The organism is Citrobacter sp. RHBSTW-00986 (assembly GCF_013783065.1).
Lineage (GTDB): Bacteria > Pseudomonadota > Gammaproteobacteria > Enterobacterales > Enterobacteriaceae > Citrobacter > Citrobacter braakii.
This window is the reverse complement of the sequence record NZ_CP056200.1, coordinates 3,252,131-3,273,805: the sequence shown is the minus strand read 5'-3', so window position 1 is coordinate 3,273,805 and position 21,675 is coordinate 3,252,131. Positions and strand designations below refer to the sequence as shown.

Below are 21,675 nucleotides of genomic sequence, written 5' to 3'. Positions count from 1 at the left end.
TCATGCTGGAACTTAATTTCTCCCAGACGCTGGGGACGCATTGCCTGACGCTCAACGAAACGCTGCCAGCCAGTGGGATCACCGCTATTTTTGGCGTTTCCGGTGCGGGTAAAACCTCGCTGATTAACGCCATCAGCGGCCTGACGCAGCCGCAGTCCGGGCGCATCGTGCTTAACGGACGGGTTTTGAACGACGTCGAGAACGGTATCTGTTTAACGCCCGAAAAACGCCGGGTGGGCTATGTTTTCCAGGATGCGCGCCTGTTTCCACATTATAAAGTGCGCGGCAACCTGCGTTACGGTATGGCGAAAAGTATGGCCGGACAGTTTGATAAGCTGGTGGCCCTGTTGGGCATTGAATCGCTGCTTGACCGTCTGCCCGGCGGGCTTTCTGGCGGTGAAAAACAGCGCGTAGCCATCGGTCGGGCGCTGCTTACCGCGCCGGAACTGTTGTTGCTTGATGAGCCGTTAGCCTCGCTGGATATCCCGCGTAAGCGTGAACTGTTGCCTTACCTGCAACGCCTGGCGCGTGAAATTAATATTCCGATGCTGTACGTCAGCCACTCGCTCGATGAAATCTTGCACCTGGCTGACAAAGTGATGGTGCTGGAAAACGGGCAGGTTAAAGCGTTCGGTTCGCTGGAAGATGTCTGGGGCAGCAGCGTGATGCACCCGTGGCTACCAAAGGAACAGCAAAGCAGCATTCTGAAAGTCAGCGTGCTGGAACATCATCCACATTACGCAATGACTGCACTGACGCTTGGCGATCAGCATCTATGGGTCAATAAGCTGGATCAACCGCTGCAAACTGCGCTGCGTATTCGTATTCAGGCATCTGATGTTTCGCTGGTGCTTCAACCGCCGCAGCAGACCAGTATCCGTAACGTGCTGCGGGCGAAAGTCGCGCAGTGCTATGACGATAATGGTCAGGTGGAGGTTCAGCTTGAAGTGGGCGGTAAAACGCTGTGGGCGAGGATCAGCCCGTGGGCCAGGGATGAACTGGGTATCAAACCTGGCCTGTGGCTGTACGCGCAAATTAAGAGCGTGTCGATTACCGCGTGATTACAGCAGGTGGGAGTAAATAAATTTCGCGATGCTGTCGGTGGTGTTGTCACCAATTACGATGTTGGCGCGGGCTTTGACCGCGTCGTCCGCATTACCCATCGCCACGCCGGTACCTGCGGCTTCCAGCATGCTGATATCGTTAAAGTTGTCACCAAAGGCAATGACGTTTTCCATTGACCCGCCCTGTGCTTCAATCCACTGGGTAAGGCGTCGTCCTTTGCTGTTGCCTTTACGGGCAATGTCGACCTGATCGTGCCAGGACCATTCACACTCCAGCCCCAACTGTTGTTCAACATGCTTACCAAACTGCTGCAGTTTCGGAATATCTTCGTCGGTGAGGGCAAATTTCCAGACGGCGTTAACGTCATGTGCGGCCTGCGCCAGCGAAGGCACCTGGGTGAAGGTCGGGCGCTGTTCCGGCGGCAGGGTTTGCGCCCAGTTAGCGGTACGCACCACATGCCCGGTTGGGCGCTCATACAGCATGGCCTCATCCACATACATCAGCCCGTGGATCTGATGTTCATCCAGCATTTCGATCAGCTGTAATGCCTGGTTTACCGGAAGGGGATCGGATTCCAGTACCGTTTTTGCCTGATAATCATACAAGTAGGTGCCGTTGCAGCAAATTGCAGGTGTATCCAGCGCCAGTGCCTGATAAAAAGGATGAATAGCAACGTGATGGCGACCTGTGACAATGATAAGTTGGTATCCTGCTTCTCTGGCGCGCGCGAGCGCTTCAACAGAGGATGGCAGCAAGGTTTTTTTCGGGGTCAACAGGGTACCGTCTAAATCCAGGGCAATCACGCGTGCGGTCATAGTTATTTCCAGATTAAGGTTGAGAATTTTATCTGCTGGAATGGTACACCGAGACGGGAGCCGGACAAAATTCTGCGCCTTAATTAAGCATTCACCGTTAAAAGCGTCTACCTTAGGCGTGTGTCAGGCAATTGCAGCCACCTGCCAAAAAGCAAAGGAGTATTCATGAAGCAAACCGTTTATACCGCCAGCCCTGAAAGTCAGCAAATCCACGTCTGGAGCCTGAATCATGATGGTTCTTTGACGCTGACGCAGGTGGTTGATGTGCCGGGTCAGGTACAGCCGATGGTCGTCAGCCCGGATAAGCGCTACCTCTATGTTGGCGTGCGCCCGGAGTTTCGCGTGTTGGCTTACCGCATTGCGCCTGATGACGGTGCGCTGACCTTCGCGGCGGAGTCTGCGCTGCCGGGTAGCCCGACGCATATTTCTACCGATCATCAGGGACGTTTCGTGTTTGTCGGCTCTTATAACGCCGGGAGCGTGAGCGTCACGCGTCTGGAAGATGGCCTGCCGGTGGAACAGGTTGACGTGGTTGAAGGTCTGGACGGCTGCCACTCGGCTAACATCTCACCGGATAACCGTATCCTGTGGGTTCCGGCGTTGAAACAGGATCGTATCTGTCTGTTTGAGGTAAGCGATGATGGACATCTGGAGGCGCAGGAACCGGCAGAAGTGACCACCGTTGAAGGTGCTGGCCCGCGTCATATGACGTTCCATCCGAATAAGCAATTTGCCTACTGTGTGAATGAGCTGAACAGCTCCGTTGACGTCTGGGCGCTGAAAGATCCGTACGGCAAGATTGAGTGTGTGCAGACGCTGGATATGATGCCGGCTGATTTCACTGATACCCGTTGGGCAGCGGATATTCACATTACACCGGATGGTCGTCATCTGTACGCCTGTGACCGTACCGCCAGCCTGATTACGATCTTTAGCGTGTCTGAAGATGGCAGCGTGCTGACCAAAGAGGGTTTCCAGCCTACTGAAGTTCAGCCGCGCGGGTTTAATATCGATCACAGCGGTAAATACCTGATTGCTGCCGGGCAAAAATCGCACCATATCGCGGTGTATGAGATTGCTGGCGAGCAGGGGCTGCTGGCAGAGAAGGGGCGTTATGCAGTGGGGCAGGGACCGATGTGGGTCGTGGTGAACGCGTATTGATTCTGCGTTGAATGCCGGATGAGCACCCGGCATACTGCCCGGCAGAGTATGAGTCTGCCGGGCCTGGATAAGGGAATGGCGTTTACTGCTTCGGTTCGGCAACCACTTTGCTACCGATACCGCGGTTGTTGTATTCCCACATGCGGTTGAAGTTGGTGTCGTTCAGGTTGCGCTGGATTTCACCTTTGTCATCTTGTGCACCGGTATTACCGGCAAAAGGACGCTTCGAGATAACGCTGTCAGCCCATGGTTTTGCCATGTTAAAGCCTTCGTTGATCACGCTGTCGCGGATAACGACCTGACCGTTAGTGTTTGAATCGACATCCAGCGAGCGGCCCAACTGTGCCACGCCATCACCACTCGCCGTGAAGCGGCTATTTGTGGCGAGGAAGCCGTAGTAGATGTTTGACAGCGTCGCGGGTGCAAACACATAGGCTTCCTGCTGAGTACGGGAGTTCACAACGCGGAAATCGGTGTTATCGAACACCACGGCGCCGCGACCGGAAACAATATCCACATCGCCTTCAATGTAGCTGTTGGTTACCAAAGTACGCGGTTGACGATCGTTTTCCAGACGGTTTTGTACGCCGCTGTTGGTCACGAAAAACGTATTCTGGCGACCGAGGATGTTGACCTTATTGATCTGCACTTTATCGCCATCGGTACGTAGCGCAACGGCCGGGTGATTACCCGCATCAACGCTGTCACCCAGATTGTTTTCGATGGTCAGGTTCTGCAATTGCAGACCATTATTTTGCGACCAGACGACGGCAGAACACATCACGCCAATATTCGTGCCGCGCTTGTTCTGGCAATTATCAAACATATACCACGCCGGTTTACCCGGCATGTATTTACCGCCCGGGTTCACCGTACGACGCCAGTCTGCGGTGCTCATGTCACCATCAATAGCCTGGCCAATTTTCACATCCAGCGGTTTTTCGCCCATACCGTACAGCGTCAGACTCCCCGTTGCTGCCGGGATATATACCGTGCCCTGATACTCGCCCGGCATAATCGCGATGTACTGACGTTTGTTAGTACGTTTGATGATTGCCGCATCAACCGCAGCCTGAATGCTGGTATGGGTGACGCCCTGAGTCCCAGCCGGGCCAACCACGAAGTCAGGCTGTGCAGGCAGAGAAATAGCAGAAGGGCTCCACGGCGCGGTGTTTGGCGTCAGCGCGGAAAAATAGTGCGCAGCAACGAAGTTATTCGCTTCATTGGCCGACAAGATCGGGCGCGAAGAGGTACCTGGCGCGGTCTGATCGGAAGGAATTTGATCGGGCGGCGTAGAGCTACAGGCGGTCAGCGTCACGCCAAAAGCCATTGCCAGCGCCAGACGGGAAACTGATGATATGTTCACAGGTTGCTCCGGGCTTTGAAAGTTATCCATTGAAGCCTGCTTTTTTATACTAAGTTGAGCGAAACGGGAAGGTTAAAAGGTAAAAAGTTGTTTTTATCGCCGTAAAGCCCGGCGCGGAGAGTCCTTATATCACAAATACATAACAATTACGGTCCTTCAGGTTGACAACATCCGTATAATCAAAAATAAATGTCTATACAACCTATGACAAGTGGTGAGTCGAATGCAGCAATTCTTCCCTGATGATGTTATCTGGCGCAATGTTCGTCTGGCGACCATGGATCCCGAACGTAACACCCCGTATGGGCTGGTGGAGGGTCATGCGCTGATCGTCCGCCAGGGGAAGATTCGCGATATCGTCCCGGAGTCATCGCTCTATCTCACACATGACAACACCTTTGATATGCAGGGCAGGCTAATTACACCTGGCCTGATTGACTGTCATACGCATCTGGTCTTTGGTGGAAACCGCGCAGGTGAATGGGAGCAGCGGCTAAACGGTGTCTCCTACCAGCAGATAAGCGCCCAGGGTGGGGGTATCAATGCCACGGTATCAGCGACCCGCAGCGCCAGTGATGAACAACTCTTACATCTAGCGCATCAGCGTATGGAACAGCTGATCAAAGAAGGCGTTACGTTGTTGGAAATAAAATCCGGTTACGGCCTGGATTTGCAGACAGAAGAGAAAATATTGCGCGTGGCAGCCGTGCTGGCAGCGGAGAATATCATTGAAATAAGCCCCACGCTGTTGGCTGCCCATGCGACTCCAGCAGAATACCGGGATGATCCTGACGGCTATATTACGCTGGTGTGCGAGACCATTTTGCCGCAGCTGTGGGAACAAGGGCTGTTCGAGACCGTCGATCTGTTTTGTGAAAGCGTGGGTTTTTCGTTGGCGCAGAGCGAGCGAGTGTTTCAGGCCGCGCAGGCGTTGGGCATCCCGATTAAAGGCCATGTTGAACAGCTGTCATTGCTGGGTGGCGCACAGCTGGTAAGCCGCTACCACGGGTTATCCGCCGATCATATTGAATATCTCGATGAAGCGGGCGTGGCGGCGATGAGCCAAAGCGGTACGGTCGGCGTGCTGCTGCCCGGCGCATTCTATTTCCTTAAAGAGCAACAGCGTCCGCCGGTGGCGTTGCTGCGTCAGTATCAGGTACCGATGGCGGTGGCGACAGATTTTAACCCGGGTACCAGCCCGTTTATCAGCCTGCACTGGGCGATGAATATGGCCTGCGTTCAGTTTGGCTTAACGCCGGAAGAAGCATGGGCGGGCGTCACCCGTCATGCGGCCCGGGCGCTGGGACGTCATGCCACTCATGGTCAATTGAAGGCCGGGTTTGTGGCCGATTTTGTGGTGTGGGATGCAACTCTCCCGGTCGAGATCCTGTATGAACCGGGGCGTAACCCGCTCTACCAACGCGTATTCAAAGGACAAATAGTATGACTCACTGGCAACCTGTTTCACCTGCGCTGTGGCAGGGACGTGATGACCGCGCCGAATCGCCGAATGCGCTGCGCCTGTTTCAGACTATCACGCTGAGCCCGACATTTAGCCCAGAAATGTATCGCGAGCAGATAGCGCTGCTTGGGTTTGCCTGCGACGAAGGCGTGAAACGTAATCAGGGCCGGACGGGAGCCGCCGGAGCGCCCGATGTGCTGCGCAAGGCGCTGGCGAATTTAGCCAGCCACGATGGGCATCATCGGCTGGTAGATCTGGGAAATATTGTGGCCCAGGCCCCCGATCTTGAGGGCGCGCAGCAGGCGCTACGCAATGCGGTGCAGCGCTGTCAGCAGGAGAATATTCGTACCTTTGTTCTGGGAGGAGGACACGAAACCGCATTTGCGCACGGCGCAGGCGTGCTGGATGCGTTCCCGCAGGCGAAAGTGGGGATCGTCAACTTCGATGCGCACCTCGATTTGCGCCATGCCGATCAGGCTACTTCCGGCACACCGTTTCGCCAACTGGCGCAGCTTTGCGATGAACAGCAGCGGGAATTTCACTATGCCTGTATCGGTGTCAGTCGGGCGGCAAACACCCAGGCGTTATGGGATGAGGCGCAGCGGCTTGGTGTGACCGTGGTGGAGGATCTGTACTGTGCAACGGCGCAGGCGCAGTTAGCGCAGTTTGTCGCCAACCTGGATGTTATCTATCTGACTATCGATCTCGACGTGCTGCCGGTGTGGGAAATGCCCGGCGTGTCGGCGCCCGCTGCGCTGGGCGTACCGTTGGCGACGCTGCTGAGTCTGATTGAACCCCTGTGTCGTAGCGGTAAACTGCAGGCGGTGGATATGGTTGAATTTAATCCACGCTTTGACGATGATGGCAGAGCGGCGCGCGTTGCGGCGCGATTAGGTTGGCAAATCGCGCACTGGTGGCACTGATATACCTGATGGCGTTGCGCTTATCAGGTTCGGGTAATGCCTGTAAACTGTACCCACTCACATTCTCAGCTTAAGGAAGGCTTACGCATGCTCCCATCCCGTTCTGCTCCGGCACCTTTTTACGAAAAGGTCAAACAGGAGATCAGCGAAAAGATTGCCAGCGGTATCTGGCAACCTCACGATCGCATTCCCTCTGAGGCGGAGCTGGTGGCGCAGTATGGTTTCAGCCGCATGACCATCAACCGGGCGCTGCGTGAGTTAACGGATGAAGGGTTACTGGTTCGCTTGCAGGGCGTAGGGACGTTTGTCGCCGAGCCGAAGGGCCAGTCTGCGCTATTTGAAATTCGCAGCATCGCGGATGAAATCAACGCCCGTCAGCATCAGCACCGGTGCGAGGTGATCACGCTGGAACGAACCCAGGCAAGCGCGCAGCAGGCTTTGGTGTTAAACGTCAAAGAAGGCACCTCCATTTTTCACTCTGTCATGGTGCACTACGAGAACGAACTGCCGGTGCAGATTGAAGATCGCTGCGTGAATGCCGAAATTGTGCCAGCGTATCTGGCGCAGGATTACAGCCAGACTACGCCGCATGCGTATCTGTCGCTGATAGCCCCTTTAACGGAAGGCGAGCATATTGTTGAAGCGGTCCGCGCCAGTGCCGAAGAGTGCGCGCTGCTGAATATCAAAGAACACGATCCCTGTCTGCTGATCCGCCGTAAAACCTGGTCTGCGTCATCTATTGTCTCTCATGCCCGTTTGCTCTTCCCGGGTTCCCGCTATCGCCTGCAAGGGCGGTTTATGTCCTGAAAAGCGTGATTGCTGCCGCAGTATAATAAAATTGTATCTTTTTTGTTAAAAGCACGCTTGCGACAACTTGTATAGACAAGTATATGTTACTTATCTGTCCGATCGTTCGCGAGGAGTGCTCTACCATGTCTCATAGCAAGTACCGTCAGCAGGATATTCGTGCCCCACGCGGCACCACTTTAACGGCCAAAAGCTGGCTGACCGAAGCGCCGCTGCGCATGTTAATGAATAACCTGGATCCCGATGTGGCGGAAAATCCGCATGAGCTGGTGGTATACGGCGGGATTGGTCGCGCCGCGCGGGACTGGGAATGTTATGACGCCATCGTCAACGCGCTGACCAAACTGGAGACCGATGAGACCCTGCTGGTCCAGTCCGGTAAACCGGTTGGCGTTTTCAAAACCCATGACAATGCGCCGCGCGTGCTGATTGCCAACTCCAACCTGGTGCCGCATTGGGCTACATGGGAACACTTCAACGAACTGGACGCCAAAGGGCTGGCGATGTATGGCCAGATGACCGCCGGGAGCTGGATCTACATCGGCAGCCAGGGCATCGTGCAGGGGACTTATGAAACCTTCGTTGAGGCCGGGCGTCAGCATTATCAGGGTAACCTGAGCGGACGCTGGGTGCTGACCGCCGGGCTGGGCGGCATGGGTGGGGCGCAACCGTTAGCCGCAACGCTGGCAGGTGCTTGCTCGCTGAATATTGAGTGCCAGCAAAGCCGGATCGATTTCCGTCTGCGTACCCGCTACGTGGACGAGCAGGCGACATCGCTTGACGACGCGCTGGCGCGTATCGAAAAGTACACCCGCGAGGGTAAAGCGGTCTCCATTGCGCTATGCGCTAACGCCGCCGACGTTGTGCCGGAACTGGTGAAGCGTGGTGTGCGCCCGGATATGGTCACTGACCAGACCAGCGCCCACGATCCGCTGCATGGTTATCTGCCGTCCGGCTGGAGCTGGGAAGCGTATCAGGCGAAAGCGGTGTCCGATCCGCAGGGCACGGTACAGGCGGCGAAACGCTCAATGGCAACGCACGTCGAGGCAATGCTGGCGTTCAGCAAAATGGGCGTGCCGACGTTTGATTACGGCAACAACATTCGCCAGATGGCCAAAGAGATGGGCGTGGAAAACGCCTTTGATTTCCCCGGTTTCGTCCCTGCTTATATTCGCCCTCTGTTCTGCCGCGGCATTGGCCCATTCCGTTGGGTGGCGCTTTCCGGCGATCCGCAGGATATTTATAAAACGGATGCCAAAGTGAAAGAGATCGTGGCTGACGATAAACATCTGCACCACTGGCTGGATATGGCGCGTGAGCGGATTAACTTCCAGGGATTACCGGCGCGTATCTGCTGGGTCGGTCTGGAATGGCGTCAAAAACTGGGGCTGGCGTTTAATGAAATGGTGCGCAGCGGCGAAGTGTCTGCGCCGATTGTTATTGGTCGTGACCATCTGGATTCCGGCTCCGTCGCCAGCCCGAACCGCGAAACAGAGGCCATGCGTGACGGTTCTGATGCAGTATCCGACTGGCCGCTGCTGAACGCGCTGCTTAACACCGCCAGCGGTGCAACCTGGGTGTCACTGCATCACGGTGGCGGGGTAGGAATGGGCTTCTCCCAGCATGCCGGGATGGTGATTGTTTGCGATGGCACTGATGAAGCCGCAGCGCGTATCGTCCGGGTATTACATAACGATCCGGCTACCGGGGTGATGCGCCACGCCGACGCCGGGTATGACATTGCGGTGGAATGCGCCGTCGAAGAAGGGCTAAATTTGCCGATGGTCGCGGCGACGCAGGAGAAACGCTGATATGAACACCATGACATTAACGCCGGGTCATCTGAGCTTTGCGCAACTACGCGACATCTGGCAGCAGCCGGTCAAACTGAGCCTGGATGCCGGGGCGATTGATGCGATCAACGCAAGCGTCGCCTGCGTCAATAATATTGTCGCTGAAGGCCGTACGGCGTATGGCATTAATACCGGCTTTGGCCTGCTGGCTCAGACCCGTATCGCCACGGAAGATTTGCAGAATTTACAGCGTTCGCTGGTGCTTTCCCATGCGGCAGGCGTTGGTGAGGCGCTCGATGACGCGATGGTACGCCTGATTATGGTGCTGAAAATCAACAGCCTGGCGCGGGGTTTTTCGGGTATTCGTCTCAGCGTGATTGAAGCGCTGATTGCGCTGGTGAATGCCGAGGTGTATCCACTGATCCCGGCGAAAGGGTCAGTGGGCGCATCGGGCGACCTGGCACCGCTGGCGCATATGTCTCTGACGCTGCTGGGCGAAGGTAAAGCGCGCTGGCAGGGGGAATGGATTCCGGCGACCGAAGCGCTGAAAAAGGCCGGGTTGGAGCCGATTACGCTGGAGGCGAAAGAAGGGCTGGCGCTGCTCAACGGTACCCAGGCTTCCACAGCCTTTGCGCTGCGCGGGTTAATTGAAGCCCAGGAGCTGTTCGCGTCTGCGACGGTATGTGGGGCGCTGACCACCGAAGCGGTATTGGGCTCTCGTCGCCCGTTTGATGCCCGTATTCATGCCGCACGAGGACTGCGTGGGCAGATTGATGCCGCAACGTTGTACCGCCACGTGTTGACCGACACCAGCGCGCTTTCTCAGTCGCATCATAACTGTGAAAAAGTGCAGGATCCGTATTCTTTGCGCTGTCAGCCGCAGGTGATGGGGGCGTGCCTGACGCAAATGCGTCAGGTAATGGAGGTCTTGCTGGTAGAAGCCAACGCGGTTTCCGACAACCCGCTGGTGTTTGCCGAAGAGGGCGATGTCATTTCCGGCGGCAACTTCCATGCTGAACCGGTGGCGATGGCGGCAGATAATCTGGCGCTGGCGATTGCGGAAATCGGGGCGTTATCAGAGCGACGGATTGCGCTGATGATGGACAAACATATGTCGCAGTTGCCGCCGTTCCTGGTGAAAAACGGCGGGGTGAACTCCGGCTTTATGATTGCTCAGGTAACCGCGGCCGCGCTGGCGAGCGAGAACAAAGCGCTGGCGCATCCGCACAGCGTGGACAGCTTGCCGACCTCCGCCAACCAGGAAGATCATGTGTCTATGGCGCCGGCAGCGGGCCGCAGGTTGTGGGAGATGGCAGCGAATACGCGCGGCGTGATTGCCGTGGAGTGGCTGGCGGCGTGTCAGGGGATTGACCTGCGTGAAGGGTTAACCTCAAGCCCGCTGCTGGAGCAGGCGCGCCAGGCTCTGCGCGAGCAGGTTGCCCACTATACGCAGGATCGCTTTTTTGCTCCGGATATTGAGTGCGCAACCGAACTGTTAGCCCAGGGGGCATTGTTGAAATTGTTGCCTGAATTTCTGTAGATAAGCCTTGTTTAGTAGGCCGGATGCGGTGAAGCCGACATCCGGCACAACACAGCTTAACTGAATATCGCCGTAATGGAGGCGCTGGCGAGCGAGTGGAAGTGAACGTTAAAGCCAACCATCGCGCCGCTGGCGTCCTCATCGACATCAATACGCTCCACATCCAACGCGTGAACCGTAAAGATATAGCGATGGGTTTCCCCCTTCGGCGGCGCAGCACCGCCATAACCTGCTTTACCAAAATCCGTACGGGTCTGAATCACCCCATCCGGCAGCGCAACCAGCCCGGAGCCGAAGCCTTGCGTGAGTACGCGGGTATCTGCTGGCAGATTTACCACCACCCAATGCCACCAGCCGGAGCCGGTTGGCGCATCAGGATCGTAGCAGGTCACGACAAAGCTTTTGGTCCCTGCAGGCACGTCATCCCACGCCAGATGCGGGGAAATATTATCCCCGTCATATCCCATGCCGTTAAAGACGTGGCGATGCGCAAGCTTTTCGCCATCGCGCAGATCGTTACTGATTAGTTTCATGCTGACTCCTCTCGTAAGCCAAAAAGTGTAGCCAGGAACCGTATGTAGCGTGGCGAAATATTCTGGACTGTTTTGCGTTCAATCAAGGGTGGCAAATCCGGTTTCGTGCAAACCAAGGTATGTGAGAATGTCGGCAATAGTGTTCTTGCTGATAATGTCACGACCAACAGAAGTTAAATCAGCCAGCGCTGCCTTATCCTCTCCGGTGAAGTAGGGTACTTTATTCGCACTGGTGACCAGTCCAGCCAGTGCGGCATCGAGTAAACTCCAGATACTCCTTCTCGGCGGTGTCAGGGAAAATCTGGCGAATAATCCAGCCCTGATAGGCGTAGAGATCGTCCGCCACGCCTGATACAGCATTAGCCCAGACGGCGTAGTCGCTGTCGCTGCTGGTGTCGACGTTCTCATCGGGTAGCGCGTTCTGAATATCGCGTAACTGGCGGTCGGTACTTTCCGCAACGGTCGGGACGGGAAATGTCATTAAATAATCCTTACTGGGTGCCGGAACGTGTGCGGGGTGCCGGTGCTGTCGGTTAAACCCACTGCATGAGCGGTTATTGTGTGGTGTTGAGTATTCAGGGAGCGGCTGCGGCACGAAAAATCAAAGGGAAGCGGAGGAAAGGACCCGGCCATATTGACCGGGTTAATTATCTTACTTAACCTGACGGGCGTTGTCTGCTTTCCATTCCTCATATGTTGCTTCGAGGAACCACAAGCAGCGAGCGCCCTTATCAGTGCTTAACAACGCAGGACGTGTCCGCTGATAAAAATCCTCAACGGTTGCTGGAGCTTCAACAGGCACTCCGCAGACAATATCAGTCCCGATCATGTGCGGCCATTTTCCCGCGTCAATGACGCTGAGCGCATCAAGAGCGCCGGTTGTATTTGCTGTTAGGGCAGCAGATAAAGCATCTTCCAGTTTAATGGCCTGCTTAACATCTGCCGCAGCCGCGAGTTCTGGCGTTTTATTCAGCCACGCTTGATCGCCCGTAGCCACGCCTTTCAGCGCATCGGGCCAGTTCACTTCGCCAGCTGCTGAAGTGGCCACAATAAACGGAAGTAGTAGCAACAATGCGAGCCGTTTCATCGTACAACCTCAAGCTGGCCGCCTTCACGTCCATGAACATCGACGGAACCTTTGATATCAGCGCCGCCGTCATCTTTGAGCCATAAATAAGCTGGAATAGCCATTTTCTTAAAACTCCATTTAAGGAAAATCTCATAAAATCCTTTCACTTTAGTCAGTTATGTGACAAAGTCACGTTATCGCTTACTAAATCACCCGTCAATTTTTGCTCAGCATCGACATAAAACGATTTGCAATTTCTTTGATGCAAATAAAAAAAGGCCGGAATAATCCGGCCTTCATGTCTAAATATTGTTACTTCATCAGTCATCGAATAATCCGGGCTGTTTCACTTTTCCACGTCCGGACCGGGCGCTGATTAATCGCTAAAAAATGTTGCACTGCGCACAGCCTCGTTTACGGCCTGGGTCAGACGACGCAACTGATCGGGCTGAATAATGTACGGCGGCATCAGATAGATCAGTTTGCCAAACGGTCGTACCCACACACCCTGTTCAACAAAGAACTTCTGTAACGCCGCCATATTCACCGGATGCGTGGTTTCGATCACGCCGATGGCGCCGAGTACGCGCACGTCGGCTACCCAACTCGAGTCTGCCGCCGGGGCGAGTTCTGTCCGCAGTTGCGCTTCAATAGCCGCTACCTGTGAGCGCCACTCACCGGTTTCGAGTAACGACAGGCTGGCGGAGGCGACGGAGCAGGCCAGCGGATTACCCATAAAGGTTGGACCGTGCATGAAGCATCCGGCTTCACCGTTGCTGATGGTTTCCGCGACCTGACGCGTGGTCAGGGTGGCGGAAAGGGTCATCGTTCCGCCGGTTAACGCTTTGCCGAGGCACAAAATGTCCGGAGTTATGTTGGCGTGTTCACAGGCAAAAAGCTTGCCTGTACGACCAAATCCGGTGGCGATTTCATCGGCAATCAGCAGGATCCCTTCACGGTCGCACATCTTACGGATGCGTTTTAACCATTCGGGATGATACATGCGCATGCCGCCAGCGCCCTGCACAATCGGCTCAAGGATCACCGCCGCAATCTCGTGGCGATGCGCGGCCATCAGGCGGGCAAAAGGCACCATATCCAGTTCGTCCCACTCGCCGTCCATGCGGCTTTGCGGGGCGGGCGCAAACAGGTTCTCCGGCAGATAACCCTTCCACAGACTGTGCATCGAGTTGTCGGGATCGCAGACCGACATCGCGCCGAAGGTATCGCCGTGATAACCGTTTCGAAATGTCAGGAAACGCTGACGGGATTCGCCTTTGGCCTGCCAGTATTGCAGCGCCATTTTCATTGCTACTTCTACGGCGACCGAACCTGAATCCGCGAGAAAAACGCACTCCAGCGCCTCTGGCGTCATCGCCACCAACTGGCGGCACAGCGCAATGGCCGGGGCATGGGTAATGCCGCCAAACATCACATGTGACATGGCATCAATCTGCGTTTTCATCGCGGCGTTCAGCTGTGGGTGATTGTAACCGTGGATCGCCGCCCACCAGGACGACATGCCGTCTATCAGCCTCTCACCGCTGGCTAAAATCAGTTCGCAACCTTCGGCACGCGCCACCGGATAAACCGGTAACGGGGAGGTCATGGAGGTGTAAGGGTGCCAGATATGGCGTTGGTCAAACGCAAGATCGTCCGTTGTCATAATCGACTTGTAAACCAAATTAAAAAGATTTAGGTTTACGAGTCTACACCAAACTCATAACGAAACGTATACCAATATGGCTCATTCTTCTCGCTGGACAATGTCGCAAGTCACCGAATTATTTGATAAACCGCTGTTGGATCTGCTGTTTGAAGCGCAGCAGGTTCACCGTCAGCACTTTGATCCGCGGCAGGTTCAGGTCAGTACGCTGCTGTCGATTAAGACCGGTGCCTGCCCGGAAGACTGCAAATACTGCCCGCAAAGCTCCCGCTATAAAACCGGTCTGGAAACGGAACGTTTGATGGAGGTTGAACAGGTACTGGACTCTGCGCGTAAAGCGAAACAGGCCGGTTCAACGCGGTTTTGCATGGGCGCGGCGTGGAAGAATCCACACGAACGCGACATGCCTTACCTGGAACAGATGGTTCAGGGCGTAAAAGAACTGGGGCTGGAAGCGTGTATGACGCTGGGTACGCTGAACGAAAATCAGGCCCAGCGGCTGGCTAATGCGGGTCTGGACTACTACAACCATAACCTCGACACCTCGCCGGAATTCTACGGCAATATCATCACAACCCGTTCGTACCAGGAGCGCCTGGATACGCTGGATAAAGTGCGTGAGGCGGGCATTAAAGTTTGCTCCGGCGGGATTGTGGGACTGGGGGAAACGGTGACCGACCGCGCGGGTCTGTTGCTGCAATTAGCGAATCTGCCAACGCCGCCAGAAAGCGTGCCGATCAACATGCTGGTGAAAGTGAAAGGCACGCCGCTTGCCGATAACGACGATGTGGATGCCTTTGATTTTATTCGTACTATCGCCGTGGCGCGGATCATGATGCCGGCTTCATATGTCCGTCTTTCAGCTGGACGCGAGCAGATGAACGAACAAACCCAGGCGATGTGCTTTATGGCCGGGGCTAACTCGATTTTCTACGGCTGCAAACTGCTGACCACGCCGAACCCGAACGAAGATAAGGATTTGCTGTTGTTTCGCAAGCTGGGTCTCAATCCGCAGCAAACGGCGGTGCTGGCGGGTGATAACGAACAGCAGCAACGCCTGGAGCAGGCGCTGCGTACCCCGGATACCGACGAATACTACAACGCGGCAACCGTATGACCTGGCAGCAAAAAATAGACGATGCGTTAACGGCGCGTCGTCGTGCTGATGCGCTGCGTCGGCGCTATGCGGTGACGCAGGGCGCCGGTCGCTGGCTGCAGGCCGACGGTCGCCAGTACCTGAACTTTTCCAGCAACGACTACCTTGGCTTAAGCCACCATCCGCATATTATCTGCGCGTGGCAGCAAGGCGCTGAGCGTTTTGGCGTCGGCAGCGGCGGCTCGGGTCATGTCAGCGGTTATTCCGTTGCTCATCAGGCGCTGGAAGATGAGCTGGCGCAATGGCTCGGCTATTCACGGGCGCTGTTGTTTATCTCCGGTTTTGCCGCTAATCAGGCGGTCATTGCCGCGCTGATGGGCAAAGAGGACCGGATTGTTGCTGACCGGCTCAGCCATGCCTCACTGCTGGAAGCTGCCAGCCTTAGCCCTGCCGTGCTACGTCGCTTTACCCATAACGATCCGCAACATCTGGAACGTCTGCTGACCACCCCCTGTCCGGGGCAACAACTCGTGGTCACTGAAGGGGTGTTCAGCATGGATGGCGATAGCGCACCGCTGGCGGAAATTCACGCGGTGGCAGAGCGGCATGGCGCGTGGTTGCTGGTGGATGATGCGCACGGGATTGGCGTCAGCGGTGAGGAAGGGCGCGGTTCGTGCTCCCGACAGCAGGTGAAACCCGAGCTGTTAGTGGTGACGTTTGGCAAAGGGTTTGGCGTCAGCGGTGCGGCAATCTTGTGCTCAGACAGCGTGGCCGATTATCTGCTGCAGTTTGCCCGTCATCTGATCTACAGCACCAGTATGCCTCCGGCGCAGGCCCAGGCCTTGCGCGCCGCGCTGGAGGTGATCCGCAGCCGCGAAGGCGATGAGCGCAGAGAAAAATTGGCGATGCTGATCCAGCGTTTTCGCGCTGGGGTGAATACGCCGGACTTAACGCTGGCGCAGTCAGACAGCGCCATTCAGCCACTGATCGTGGGCGACAATCATAAAGCCTTGCTGCTGGCGGCGGCATTACGTCAACAGGGATGCTGGGTGACGGCTATTCGCCCACCGACGGTGCCGGTTGGTACGGCCAGGCTGCGGCTTACGCTGACCCAGGCGCATGAAGTCCAGGATATCGATCGCTTACTGGAGGTGCTGCATGGCGCAGGTCAATAAGCAGGCGATTGCTGCCGCGTTTGGCCGCGCGGCTACTCACTATGAGCAACACGCGGAACTCCAGCGTCAGAGCGCCGATGCGTTACTGGCGCGACTCGATGGTCGGGCATTCTCTCAGGTTTTAGATGCGGGCTGCGGACCCGGGCGTATGAGCCGTTACTGGCGGGAGCAGGGGAGCGAGGTCTGCGCGCTGGATCTGTCGGCGCAAATGCTGACTGAAGCACAGCGTCACGATGTCGCCCACCGCTATTTGCTGGCGGATATTGAAGCCATTCCGCAGGCTGCTGCTACTTTCGACCTGGCCTGGAGCAATCTGGCCGTACAGTGGTGCAGCGATCTGCGCGGCGCGTTACGCGAGCTTTACCGGGTGGTGCGTCCTGGCGGGACGGTGGCGTTTAGTACCCTGGCGCAGGGGTCAATGCCGGAACTTCGTCAGGCGTGGCGAGCGGTTGATGAGCGGGAGCACGCCAATCGTTTTTTGCCCGTGGATCAACTGGAAAACGCCCTGCATGGGTGGGACGTTGAATACCAGTCTCATGCCGTCACGCTGTGGTTTGACGATGCGCTGAGCGCCATGCGCTCGCTGAAGGGCATTGGCGCGACGCATTTGCATGATGGCCGCGAGCCGCGCGTACTGACCCGCTCACAGCTGCGCCAGCTACAGCTAGCCTGGCCCTGCCAGCAGGGGAAATATCCGCTGACCTATCATCTATTTTTGGGAGTGATTCAACGTGACTAACACTTTTTTTGTCACCGGGACGGATACCGAAGTGGGGAAAACTATCGCCAGTTGCGCGTTGCTACAGGCGGCGGGGCAGAGGGGATTGCGAACCGTCGGCTATAAGCCAGTGGCGTCGGGCAGTGAAATGACGGTTGAAGGTCTGCGCAATAGCGATGCCCTGGCATTACAGCGCAACAGTGTTGTGACGGTGGACTATGCGGCTATCAACCCCTATACCTTCGCGGAACCTACCTCACCGCATATCATCAGCGCGGACGAAGGTCGCCCTATTCAGGCCTCTGTAATGTCTGCGGGTTTACGCGCGCTGGAACAACAGGCTGACTGGGTGCTGGTGGAAGGTGCCGGCGGGTGGTTTACGCCGCTTTCGCCAACGCTGAGTTTTGCTGATTGGGTAAAAACAGAGCAGTTGCCGGTTATTCTGGTGGTTGGCGTTAAGCTCGGCTGCATCAACCACGCTATGCTGACCGCCCAGGCGGTGCAGCAGGCCGGACTGACGCTTGCCGGATGGGTCGCCAATGATGTGACGCCACCTGGCAAGCGTCATGCTGAATATATGGCAACGCTCAGGCGTGTGCTTGCGGCTCCGCTGCTGGGGGAAATTCCCTGGCTGGCAGAAGAGCCGGAGCGGGCATCGACAGGACGTTATATCGATCTTAGCGTTTTGTCTGTGGCGTCACCCAATCGGTGATTAGCGGGTTGCTGAGCTGTGTGATTTGCCCCTGAGCCACGTTGCGCCCACGGTGTAACAGGCAGTAGCAGTCAGCGACCCGACGAATAAACGGCAGGCTCTGCTCCGCGAGCATTATGGCGATGCCGAGCTCCTGGCTTAACCTTACCACCAGGTTCCCCAGCTTGTGGATATATGCCTGGCCACTTCCCCGCGTGGGCTCATCGAGGATCAGCAGGCGCGGGCGTGTGACCAGCGCGCTGGCGAGCGCAAGCTGGTGCTGATCATCTTCCGATAATGCCGCCCCTTTGGTCTGACGCAGAACGAACAACTGTGGAAACAGGCGGTAAATATCACTGCTGTTCATCGTTTCGCTTTCCTCAACCGCCTGGCGCGCAATATGCAGATTTTCCTCTACCGTCAATTGCGAAAAAATCCGTCTCTCTTGTGAAACGTAGTTAATGCCCAGCGCGATGCGATTTGCCGCCGGAATGGGACTCAGGTCGCGCGGCGGCGCGCCAGCCTGATGCCAGAACATGGTGCCGCTTTCGATCGGTAAATTGCCGATAATGCAATTGGTCAGCGTAGTCTTTCCCATTCCTGGAAGCCCCAGCACACCGGTACATTTACCGGGCAGCAGGTCGAGATCCACATCCCATAGGGAGTGTTGATTACCGTAATAATGATTCACTGCGCGAAGACTCAACATAGATTCCTCCAGCATGATGCTATCCGCCCCACGTACAGGTCGTCGGAAGAAAATTGCAATTCTCTTGCCAGAAGAGGGATTGGGGTCAAAAAACAGCAGGAGAGTGTGCCGCGCAGGCGGTAACGTCTGGCTGGCCGGAGGGCTGGCGTTGTTTTGTGCACATTGCCAGTGCCTGGCGGTGTCGTAATGGTGCAGGCAAGAAAATGATGAAAATGCGAGCAAGATCCCGGCCATTCCAGGCCGCTTCGTTAGCTGATAAATATCAAAAAATAGCGATAAATTTTTTTTATCCCTCCGGAAAAGGGAGTGAGGGCGTTTTTGCCAGGCTACAGTCCATACGGGCTGGAGGCAGTTATCCACTATTCCTGTGGATAACCTTGTGTATTAGAGTTAGAAAACACAATGTAAGCGAGAGAAGACGCGGCCTGCGACTAAATTGATGCGAAAGACGGCTCGGGAGAATAGTCATTAAATTACAGAATGTTAGATAAAATCAATGGCTGTCGCAGAAGTGTCATGCGTTGCCACAAAACTTTCATCGGGCAGCTTGACAAATGTTAAAAAAGTCATTGCTTTGGGGATAACACGTTTTTGCTGGTGTTTTATCTTGTCTGAGGCCAAATTTTAGCCTGCAGTCACGGTCATTCTGATGGCGTATCAGAAATATTCTGGTGCGTTACTGTTTTTTCATCCAGTATATTTTACTGGCAAAATATACGACTGCGAGTAAAATTACACACCTGCCCGCCCATTGCTTCAGGTAGCTGCTCATGAGTAAACCGTTCAAACTAAATTCCGCTTTTAAACCCTCTGGCGATCAGCCTGAGGCTATTCGCCGTCTGGAAGAAGGGCTGGAGGATGGTCTGGCGCATCAGACGCTGCTGGGGGTGACGGGCTCGGGGAAGACATTCACCATCGCTAACGTAATTGCGGACTTGCAGCGGCCTACGATGGTGCTGGCTCCCAATAAGACGCTGGCCGCGCAGTTGTACGGTGAGATGAAAGAGTTCTTCCCGGATAACGCGGTGGAGTATTTCGTCTCCTACTACGACTATTATCAACCGGAAGCCTACGTACCAAGTTCTGACACCTTCATCGAGAAGGATGCCTCGGTTAACGAACATATTGAGCAGATGCGTCTGTCGGCGACCAAAGCGCTGCTGGAACGTCGGGATGTCGTCGTCGTCGCGTCAGTTTCCGCTATCTATGGTTTGGGCGACCCGGATCTGTATCTGAAAATGATGCTGCATCTGACGGTAGGGATGATTATCGACCAGCGTGCGATCCTGCGCCGCCTGGCGGAACTGCAATATACCCGCAACGATCAGGCATTTCAGCGCGGAACCTTCCGCGTGCGTGGTGAAGTGATCGACATTTTCCCGGCTGAATCCGACGATATCGCGCTGCGCGTGGAACTGTTTGATGAAGAGGTCGAACGTTTATCGCTGTTTGACCCGCTTACCGGGCAGGTTGAATCCACGATTTCGCGCTACACCATCTATCCTAAAACGCACTACGTGACGCCGCGCGAACGTATCGTGCAGGCGATGGAAGAAATCAAAGTTGAGCTGGCAGAGCGGCGTAAGGTCCTGCTGGCAAATAACAAACTGCTGGAAGAACAGCGGCTAAGTCAGCGTACGCAGTTCGATCTGGAAATGATGAATGAGCTGGGTTACTGCTCGGGGATTGAAAACTACTCCCGCTATCTGTCCGGGCGTGGCCCCGGCGAGCCGCCGCCGACGCTGTTTGATTACCTGCCTGCCGACGGCCTGCTGGTGGTGGATGAATCCCACGTCACTATCCCGCAAATTGGCGGTATGTATCGTGGTGACCGGGCGCGTAAAGAGACTCTGGTCGAATACGGATTCCGTTTACCGTCGGCTCTGGATAACCGTCCGCTTAAATTTGAAGAGTTTGAAGCGCTGGCCCCGCAGACCATCTACGTCTCAGCGACGCCGGGCAACTATGAACTGGAGAAATCCGGTGATGACGTCGTCGATCAGGTAGTACGACCGACCGGCCTGCTGGATCCTATCATTGAGGTACGCCCGGTGGCGACGCAGGTTGACGATCTGCTGTCTGAGATCCGCATCCGTGCGGCGATTAACGAACGTGTGCTGGTCACTACGCTCACGAAACGGATGGCAGAGGATCTCACCGAATACCTCGAAGAGCACGGTGAGCGGGTGCGCTATCTGCACTCAGACATCGATACCGTGGAACGTATGGAAATCATTCGTGACCTGCGTCTGGGCGAGTTTGACGTGCTGGTGGGTATCAACCTGTTACGTGAGGGTCTGGATATGCCTGAGGTCTCACTGGTGGCGATTCTGGACGCAGACAAAGAAGGGTTCCTGCGTTCGGAACGTTCGCTTATTCAGACCATCGGTCGTGCGGCGCGTAATATCAACGGGAAGGCTATTCTCTACGGCGACAAAATTACCGCCTCAATGGCTAAGGCGATAGGTGAAACTGAACGCCGTCGTGAGAAACAGCAGCTCTACAACGAAGAACACGGTATTACGCCGCAGGGGCTGAACAAGAAAGTGGTCGATATTCTGGCGCTGGGTCAGAATATTGCGAAGACTAAGGCGAAAGGCAAAGGGAAGTCACGCGCAGGCGCGAAGTCTGAAATTGTCGAACTGGATATGACGCCAAAAGCGCTGCAGCAGAAGATTCATGAGCTGGAAGGGCAGATGATGCAGCATGCGCAGAATCTTGAATTTGAAGAGGCTGCGACAATCCGCGACCAGTTGCATCAGTTGCGCGAGTTGTTTATCGCGGCATCGTAAGATTGTTTCCACTTTCCAATTCGCCATCGCGTAAATGCCATGGCGATTGGAAAAATAGAGAATGTATTATCACTTATAATTATATTATTCGTTTTTTTATTGCCATTTATTATTCTTAAAATTAATGCGCTCACTCTAATTGATTCTTTGCTGAATTGATTTTTGTTTTTCAGCTTTGTGAACCTCATCGTTTTATTCTTTACATTTCTGACGATTCTTTCAGCATTTTGGCAGCAAGCAAAAGGCTGTCATTGTTCCTTTTTTTATAATTGTCCTGTTATAGAAATTTCCCTG

At 55.3% G+C, this 21,675-nt stretch carries 19 protein-coding genes and 1 pseudogene; 12 read left to right on the top strand and 8 right to left on the bottom strand.

The genetic code is table 11. The features are described 5' to 3' along the window. Window positions 1-2: 2 nt before the first annotated feature. Complete coding sequence (gene modC / locus HV345_RS15990; protein WP_181635804.1) at window positions 3-1,061, top strand: molybdenum ABC transporter ATP-binding protein ModC; 1,059 nt, start codon at window positions 3-5, stop codon at window positions 1,059-1,061. On the opposite strand, the gene HV345_RS15985 is transcribed toward modC, so the two are convergent. Continuing rightward, on the bottom strand, window positions 1,062-1,880 hold the full coding sequence (locus tag HV345_RS15985) for a pyridoxal phosphatase (RefSeq protein WP_019076314.1): 819 nt from the start codon (window positions 1,878-1,880) through the stop codon (window positions 1,062-1,064). A 165-nt stretch (window positions 1,881-2,045) separates the two neighbouring features. Here HV345_RS15985 and pgl point away from each other — a divergent pair, with 165 nt between their 5' ends. Beyond that, window positions 2,046-3,041, top strand: coding sequence for a 6-phosphogluconolactonase (gene pgl / locus HV345_RS15980; RefSeq protein WP_181635803.1), 996 nt, complete (start codon window positions 2,046-2,048; stop codon window positions 3,039-3,041). A gap of 82 nt (window positions 3,042-3,123) precedes the next feature. Here pgl and HV345_RS15975 read toward each other — a convergent pair whose 3' ends face one another. Continuing rightward, entirely contained in the window at window positions 3,124-4,407 is a 1,284-nt protein-coding gene (locus HV345_RS15975; protein WP_046274669.1) for a putative acyl-CoA thioester hydrolase, read from the bottom strand. Between the two features lie 223 nt (window positions 4,408-4,630). Here HV345_RS15975 and hutI point away from each other — a divergent pair, with 223 nt between their 5' ends. The 5 genes from hutI (at window position 4,631) to hutH (ending at window position 10,932) form a co-directional block, all read left to right on the top strand. Next, window positions 4,631-5,854 (top strand): imidazolonepropionase, encoded by a 1,224-nt coding sequence (gene hutI, locus HV345_RS15970; protein WP_181635802.1) that lies wholly within the window; start codon window positions 4,631-4,633, stop codon window positions 5,852-5,854. Next, window positions 5,851-6,792: a formimidoylglutamase gene (gene hutG / locus HV345_RS15965; RefSeq protein WP_131348119.1), complete on the top strand. Its 942-nt coding sequence runs from the start codon at window positions 5,851-5,853 to the stop codon at window positions 6,790-6,792. The genes hutI and hutG overlap by 4 nt, the downstream gene beginning before the upstream one ends. A gap of 87 nt (window positions 6,793-6,879) precedes the next feature. Beyond that, window positions 6,880-7,599, top strand: coding sequence for a histidine utilization repressor (locus HV345_RS15960; protein ID WP_016152334.1), 720 nt, complete (start codon window positions 6,880-6,882; stop codon window positions 7,597-7,599). A 125-nt stretch (window positions 7,600-7,724) separates the two neighbouring features. Then, window positions 7,725-9,410, top strand: coding sequence for a urocanate hydratase (gene hutU, locus HV345_RS15955; protein WP_181635801.1), 1,686 nt, complete (start codon window positions 7,725-7,727; stop codon window positions 9,408-9,410). Window position 9,411: 1 nt separating this feature from the next. Then, complete coding sequence (gene hutH, locus HV345_RS15950; protein ID WP_181635800.1) at window positions 9,412-10,932, top strand: histidine ammonia-lyase; 1,521 nt, start codon at window positions 9,412-9,414, stop codon at window positions 10,930-10,932. 56 nt (window positions 10,933-10,988) lie between these two features. On the opposite strand, the gene HV345_RS15945 is transcribed toward hutH, so the two are convergent. The 5 genes and pseudogenes from HV345_RS15945 to bioA all read right to left on the bottom strand — a co-directional run bounded on the left by HV345_RS15945 (window position 10,989) and on the right by bioA (window position 14,200). Beyond that, on the bottom strand, window positions 10,989-11,465 hold the full coding sequence (locus HV345_RS15945) for a kinase inhibitor (RefSeq protein WP_181635799.1): 477 nt from the start codon (window positions 11,463-11,465) through the stop codon (window positions 10,989-10,991). Between the two features lie 99 nt (window positions 11,466-11,564). Next, a pseudogene (locus HV345_RS26475) lies at window positions 11,565-11,717 on the bottom strand (phage tail protein); the annotation flags it as partial. Next, window positions 11,686-11,946 (bottom strand): hypothetical protein, encoded by a 261-nt coding sequence (locus tag HV345_RS15940; RefSeq protein ID WP_181635798.1) that lies wholly within the window; start codon window positions 11,944-11,946, stop codon window positions 11,686-11,688. The pseudogene HV345_RS26475 and the gene HV345_RS15940, both read right to left, overlap by 32 nt. Window positions 11,947-12,117: 171 nt before the next feature. After that, entirely contained in the window at window positions 12,118-12,552 is a 435-nt protein-coding gene (locus HV345_RS15935; RefSeq protein WP_049282680.1) for a hypothetical protein, read from the bottom strand. A gap of 358 nt (window positions 12,553-12,910) precedes the next feature. After that, window positions 12,911-14,200, bottom strand: coding sequence for an adenosylmethionine--8-amino-7-oxononanoate transaminase (gene bioA / locus HV345_RS15930; RefSeq protein WP_181635797.1), 1,290 nt, complete (start codon window positions 14,198-14,200; stop codon window positions 12,911-12,913). Between the two features lie 76 nt (window positions 14,201-14,276). Between bioA and bioB the strand changes: the two genes are divergently transcribed. The 4 genes from bioB to bioD are packed head-to-tail and all read left to right on the top strand — an operon-like array spanning window position 14,277 to window position 17,901. Next, window positions 14,277-15,317 (top strand): biotin synthase BioB, encoded by a 1,041-nt coding sequence (gene bioB, locus HV345_RS15925; RefSeq protein WP_181635796.1) that lies wholly within the window; start codon window positions 14,277-14,279, stop codon window positions 15,315-15,317. Further along, window positions 15,314-16,471 (top strand): 8-amino-7-oxononanoate synthase, encoded by a 1,158-nt coding sequence (bioF, locus tag HV345_RS15920; protein WP_181635795.1) that lies wholly within the window; start codon window positions 15,314-15,316, stop codon window positions 16,469-16,471. Before bioB ends, bioF begins: the two co-directional genes overlap by 4 nt. Continuing rightward, window positions 16,455-17,210 (top strand): malonyl-ACP O-methyltransferase BioC, encoded by a 756-nt coding sequence (bioC, locus tag HV345_RS15915; protein WP_016152341.1) that lies wholly within the window; start codon window positions 16,455-16,457, stop codon window positions 17,208-17,210. The genes bioF and bioC overlap by 17 nt, the downstream gene beginning before the upstream one ends. After that, window positions 17,203-17,901 (top strand): dethiobiotin synthase, encoded by a 699-nt coding sequence (gene bioD / locus HV345_RS15910; protein WP_181628929.1) that lies wholly within the window; start codon window positions 17,203-17,205, stop codon window positions 17,899-17,901. The genes bioC and bioD overlap by 8 nt, the downstream gene beginning before the upstream one ends. Here bioD and HV345_RS15905 read toward each other — a convergent pair. Further along, window positions 17,867-18,589: an ATP-binding cassette domain-containing protein gene (locus tag HV345_RS15905; RefSeq protein WP_181635794.1), complete on the bottom strand. Its 723-nt coding sequence runs from the start codon at window positions 18,587-18,589 to the stop codon at window positions 17,867-17,869. The two genes, bioD and HV345_RS15905, sit on opposite strands and share 35 nt — an antisense overlap. A 770-nt stretch (window positions 18,590-19,359) precedes the next feature. On the opposite strand from HV345_RS15905, the gene uvrB reads away from it, so the two are divergent. Next, window positions 19,360-21,381 (top strand): excinuclease ABC subunit UvrB, encoded by a 2,022-nt coding sequence (gene uvrB / locus HV345_RS15900; protein ID WP_016152344.1) that lies wholly within the window; start codon window positions 19,360-19,362, stop codon window positions 21,379-21,381. Window positions 21,382-21,675: the final 294 nt, after the last annotated feature.

Coding starts and splice junctions, on each gene's coding strand:
- bioF (WP_181635795.1), top strand. CDS start 15,314: ATGACCTGGCAGCAAAAAATAGACGATGCGTTAACGGCGCGTCGTCGT.
- HV345_RS15905 (WP_181635794.1), bottom strand. CDS start 18,589: ATGTTGAGTCTTCGCGCAGTGAATCATTATTACGGTAATCAACACTCC.
- HV345_RS15960 (WP_016152334.1), top strand. CDS start 6,880: ATGCTCCCATCCCGTTCTGCTCCGGCACCTTTTTACGAAAAGGTCAAA.
- bioB (WP_181635796.1), top strand. CDS start 14,277: ATGGCTCATTCTTCTCGCTGGACAATGTCGCAAGTCACCGAATTATTT.
- HV345_RS15935 (WP_049282680.1), bottom strand. CDS start 12,552: ATGAAACGGCTCGCATTGTTGCTACTACTTCCGTTTATTGTGGCCACT.
- uvrB (WP_016152344.1), top strand. CDS start 19,360: ATGAGTAAACCGTTCAAACTAAATTCCGCTTTTAAACCCTCTGGCGAT.
- hutI (WP_181635802.1), top strand. CDS start 4,631: ATGCAGCAATTCTTCCCTGATGATGTTATCTGGCGCAATGTTCGTCTG.
- bioC (WP_016152341.1), top strand. CDS start 16,455: ATGGCGCAGGTCAATAAGCAGGCGATTGCTGCCGCGTTTGGCCGCGCG.
- hutH (WP_181635800.1), top strand. CDS start 9,412: ATGAACACCATGACATTAACGCCGGGTCATCTGAGCTTTGCGCAACTA.
- hutU (WP_181635801.1), top strand. CDS start 7,725: ATGTCTCATAGCAAGTACCGTCAGCAGGATATTCGTGCCCCACGCGGC.
- bioA (WP_181635797.1), bottom strand. CDS start 14,200: ATGACAACGGACGATCTTGCGTTTGACCAACGCCATATCTGGCACCCT.
- hutG (WP_131348119.1), top strand. CDS start 5,851: ATGACTCACTGGCAACCTGTTTCACCTGCGCTGTGGCAGGGACGTGAT.
- modC (WP_181635804.1), top strand. CDS start 3: ATGCTGGAACTTAATTTCTCCCAGACGCTGGGGACGCATTGCCTGACG.
- HV345_RS15945 (WP_181635799.1), bottom strand. CDS start 11,465: ATGAAACTAATCAGTAACGATCTGCGCGATGGCGAAAAGCTTGCGCAT.
- HV345_RS15940 (WP_181635798.1), bottom strand. CDS start 11,946: ATGACATTTCCCGTCCCGACCGTTGCGGAAAGTACCGACCGCCAGTTA.
- pgl (WP_181635803.1), top strand. CDS start 2,046: ATGAAGCAAACCGTTTATACCGCCAGCCCTGAAAGTCAGCAAATCCAC.
- HV345_RS15985 (WP_019076314.1), bottom strand. CDS start 1,880: ATGACCGCACGCGTGATTGCCCTGGATTTAGACGGTACCCTGTTGACC.